The sequence below is a fragment of the Corynebacterium otitidis ATCC 51513 genome (genome assembly GCF_000296405.1).
Classification (GTDB): domain Bacteria; phylum Actinomycetota; class Actinomycetes; order Mycobacteriales; family Mycobacteriaceae; genus Corynebacterium; species Corynebacterium otitidis.
This window is the reverse complement of sequence record NZ_JH815194.1, coordinates 195,464-199,562: the sequence shown is the minus strand read 5'-3', so window position 1 is coordinate 199,562 and position 4,099 is coordinate 195,464. Positions and strand designations below refer to the sequence as shown.

At 74.9% G+C, this 4,099-nt stretch carries 4 protein-coding genes; 2 read left to right on the top strand and 2 right to left on the bottom strand.

The annotated features are described in order from the left end of the window. On the top strand, positions 1-583 hold a 583-nt coding region (locus tag HMPREF9719_RS06315; RefSeq protein WP_004601155.1), incomplete at its 5' end, for an NUDIX hydrolase. A gap of 99 nt (positions 584-682) precedes the next feature. Continuing rightward, positions 683-1,876, top strand: a complete 1,194-nt coding sequence (locus tag HMPREF9719_RS06310; RefSeq protein WP_004601154.1) for a MarP family serine protease — start codon at positions 683-685, stop codon at positions 1,874-1,876. A 44-nt stretch (positions 1,877-1,920) separates the two neighbouring features. On the opposite strand, the gene HMPREF9719_RS06305 is transcribed toward HMPREF9719_RS06310, so the two are convergent. Together HMPREF9719_RS06305 and HMPREF9719_RS06300 are read right to left on the bottom strand one after the other, a co-directional pair. Beyond that, positions 1,921-2,847: an alpha/beta fold hydrolase gene (locus HMPREF9719_RS06305; protein WP_004601153.1), complete on the bottom strand. Its 927-nt coding sequence runs from the start codon at positions 2,845-2,847 to the stop codon at positions 1,921-1,923. A gap of 141 nt (positions 2,848-2,988) precedes the next feature. Further along, complete coding sequence (locus HMPREF9719_RS06300; protein WP_004601152.1) at positions 2,989-3,489, bottom strand: phage holin family protein; 501 nt, start codon at positions 3,487-3,489, stop codon at positions 2,989-2,991. Between the last annotated feature and the right edge of the window lie 610 nt (positions 3,490-4,099).

Genomic DNA, 4,099 nt, shown 5'->3' with positions numbered 1-4,099 from the left:
GCCGGCCGCGGTGCTCGCGCTGCTGGCCGGCCCGCCCGGCCGGGGGCCTGAACCCCCGCCGGAGGCCGGGCTGCTGCTCACCCACCGCAGCCCGCGGATGCGCAGCCACGCCGGCCAGGTCGCGCTGCCCGGCGGGAAGCGCGAGGAGTCCGACGAGAGCCTCACCGCGTGCGCGCTGCGCGAGGCCCGCGAGGAGACCGGCCTCAACCCCGCGGCCGTCACGACCCTGGGCGAGGCGCCCGCCCGCGCGGTGCGGCCCTCGGGCCGGCCGGTGACCACGGTGCTCGGCTACGCGCCTCGGCCCGAGCGGGTGTGGGTCAACAGCCCCCACGAGGCCGATGAGGTGTTCTACGCGCCGCTCGGCGCGCTCGCCGACCCGCGCCGCCGCCTGCTCGTCGACGTGCGCGGCACCGCCACCCCCGCTTTTCGCAGCCGCGGCTTCCTCGTGTGGGGGTTCACCGGGATGATCGTCGACGCGCTGCTTCGCACCGCCGGCTGGGAGCGCCCCTGGGACACCGGCCGGGTGCTGGGCCTCGACGAGGCGCTGGCCTCCTCGCGCAACGGCGAGCCCGCCGCAACGTAGAGGCTGCTGCCAGCGCGCGCTTAGCCTGCCCCTAGCGACGGGCGGTACGGTAGCTGGGGTTGCCCGCCGCCACAGCCTAACCAGGAAGGAAGTCCGCCGGTGAGCCTTGCCCTCCTCGTGGACGTTCTCATCGTCATCCTCGTGATCTTCGGGGTGCTGCTCGGCTGGACGCTCGGCGGGTTCGCGGCGGTGGCCTCCACGGCGGGGATCGTCGGCGGGCTCGTCGCCGGCACGAAGCTCGCGCCCTGGGTCGGCGGCCTCGCCGAGTCCGGCATGGCCACCATGCTGCTCAGCCTCCTCACCCTGGTGGTGGCGGTGTGCGTGGGCTACAGCCTCGGCGCCGCGCTCGGCTCCGCGGCGCGCCGCCTGCTGTCCTCGAAGCCCGCCCGCCGCGTCGAGCAGGGCGTCGGCGCCGTGTTCCAGGGGATCGCCACCATGCTCGTCGTGTGGCTCATCTCCCTGCCGCTCGCCGCGAGCGTCGCCGGGCCTCTCGGCTCGGCGCTGCAGAACTCCAAGGTGCTCGCCTTCGTCGACGACGCGATGCCGCCCGCGGCGGAGCGGCTGCCCGCCGCGATCGCCTCGCTCTTCAACGAGTCGGGCCTGCCGCCGATGATCTCCCCGTTCACGGCGATGCCGCCCGCGGACATCGAGCCGCCCAGCGGGGAGATCGAGGACCCCGCCCTCATCGAGCGGGCCCGCCCCAGCGTCATCCACGTCCAGGGCTCCGCCTACTCCTGCTCGAAGCGGCTCATGGGATCCGGCTTCGTCACCGCCCCCGACTACGTCGTCACCAACGCCCACGTCGTCGCCGGCACGGACACCGTCTCCCTCGACACGGTCGACGGGACGAAGGAGGCCCAGGTGGTCTACTACAACCCCGAGTTCGACATCGCGGTGCTCCACTCGCCGGGCCTCGGGCTGCCGGCGCTGCCCTGGGCGGAATACCAGGCCGAGCCGGGCCAGAACGCCACGGTGCTCGGCTTCCCGCTCTCGGGGCCGTTCCGCCCCGACCCCGTGCGGGTGAGCGCCCAGCAGATCATCGCCGGGCCCGACATCTACGCCGGGGGCCGCGTCGAGCGGGAGACCTACGTCGTGCGCGGCACCGTGCAGCAGGGCAACTCGGGCGGCCCGATGATTGATGCGGAGGGCCACGTGCTCGGCGTGGTGTTCGGCACCGCCGTCGACGACAGCGACACCGGCTTCACGCTCACCGCCGACGAGGTGCGCCGCCAGATCGGCGACGTCCACCAGTACACCGAGCCGGTCGACACCCAGGAGTGCGTCGCCAGCTAGCCCCGCGCCCCGAAAGCTCGGGCCCGGCCGGCGCCCCGGGGGGCCTACGCCCGGCGGTCGTCGTGGCGGCGCACGAACCCCACGAGCTCCCGGCAGAAGCCCTCGGGGTCCTCGAGGACGGGCAGCGCCCCTGTGCCGGGCACGACGACCCGCTCGAGGCGCGGGGCGCGCGCCTGAGCGCGTCGGGCGAGCGAGTCCCAGGCCGCGCCGGCGGGCGCGACGAGCAGCACCGGCAGGTCGATCGGCCCGCCCGGGGCGCGCTGCACCGCGAGGCGCAGGTTGCGGGTGATGGCCTCCTTCGCGGGCCCGATGCGCGCCGCGTCGGAGCGCAGCGCCAGGGAGCGCTCGAACTCGGCGGTCGGGTGGAAGTCGGGGTGGGTCGCGCCCCGCAGCTGCGCGGCGATCGTCGACTCCCTGGCCAGGAGGCGGGCGCGCAGCCCGGGCAGCGGCAGGTAGGACGTGGCGATCCGGCGGAGCACGCCGCGCAGCCGGATCGGGTGGCGCGCGAGCTCGGCGCGCAGGTCGGCGGGGTGCGCGGCGCACACCGCCGCGATCGACGAGACCGCCTCCGGGGCGGCCGCGGCCGCCGCCCACGCGATCGCGCCGCCGGTGCCCAGCCCGACAAGGTGGGCGGACTCGTGGCCGAGCGAGGGCACGATCTCAAGCAGGTCGCCCACCGCGGAGCTCAGGCCGTGCCCGAGGCCGGCCGGCGGCTTGTCGGACATGCCGTAGCCGCGCAGGTCGACCGCGGCGGCGTGGAAGCCCGCCTCCGCGACGGGGCCGAGCACTTCCCGGAAGTCGAACCAGCCGCCGAACGCGCCGTGGACGAACACCACGAGCGGGCTATCCGAATCGCCGGCGTGCGCGACGTGGAAGCGCACCCCGCCGGCGTGCACGAAGCCGTGCCGAAACGGCCCGGAGAGCTCCACGGCGCTGGGCGGGAGCGGGCGGATTCTCGGGGGCTTGGCCACTGAGGCCTCCAGTCGCGGTGGGTGGGTTGAAGGGGGTGGCGCCATCCCCGGGCCGTCGGCCCGGGCGGCGAGAACGCCCCGCCGGGCGGGCCGGCGGGGCGTGAGATAACTACTGCGGCGCGCGCGGGCGCCCTGGGCTAGCTAGCTGTAGAGGCCCTCGGAGGACTGCTGGCGCCGCCGCTGCGAAGAGGGCACGACCTCGCGCAGCTGGCCGAACGAGTCGATCGTCTTCTTCGGCGCCTTGATCTTCTTCACCTGCCTAAAGCCGATGAACGCGACGAGCCCGGCGAGCACGACCATGACGCCGAAAACGATGAGGTAGGCCGACCAGCGCGGCAGCCAGATCGCGAGGAGCTCGGCGACGAAGATGAAGAAGAAGAACGAGCTGTACAGGGCGATGATCCCGGCGGCGCCGAAGAGGCCGCCGCCCACGGCGCCCTTCTTCGCGGACGTCGCCAGCTCCGCCTTCGCGAGCTCCACCTCGGAGCGCACGAGCGTGGAGACCTGCTCGGTGGCGTTCTTCACGAGCGTGCCGATCGACTCCCGCCCCGTCTGGGCGTCCACGTCGGACAGCGGGATGGAATTGATCTCGGGCTCGAACTTGTGCGCGCCCTCGCTGTACAGGCCGTCCTTGTTGCTCACAGTCGATGTCCTCTCCGAAAAATAGCGTCGTCGTCGCTTGCTCTCGCGTCCGGCGTCCCCGCGCCCGGGCCGTTAACAACCCCGGGCCGGTCGCCTCGCCCGGGGCTAAAAAGACCGGGCGGCCGCCGCGGCGCCGTATCTGCCCCGACAGTCTAGTATGACCAGCCCGCCGCGCGCCGGCTCGGCCGCCGCCGGGGCCCGCCCGATCCGGTTGAGCGCGCCCGCCGCGGCGTGCGATAATGGCCCCGCTAGGCCCCAGATGTCGTGTCCGTGCGGCCTGCCCCGGCAGATCCCCCCGGTCGGCTGGGTTATCGGCGGCCCGCGCTCTCCCCCGATGCGCGGGCCGCCCCCTTTTTTGTGCGTCCTGCTCGGCGCGGGCGCCGGCGGGCCGGGGCCCTAAGTCCACAGGCCGGGGCGGGGCTCGGGCGTTGCCCACAGGCCGCGGGCTCGCGCGGCGGGCGCGGGGGCTGCGCGCCGGGCAGGATCCCTGGCCATGAGCATCCCGCCCGGCGCCCCGATCGTCGTCTCCGCCGAGGACCCGGCGCTCGCCGCGGAGGCCACCCAGGTCGCCGCCGCCACCGGCCGCAACGTCCTGCCCGCCGCGGGGCCT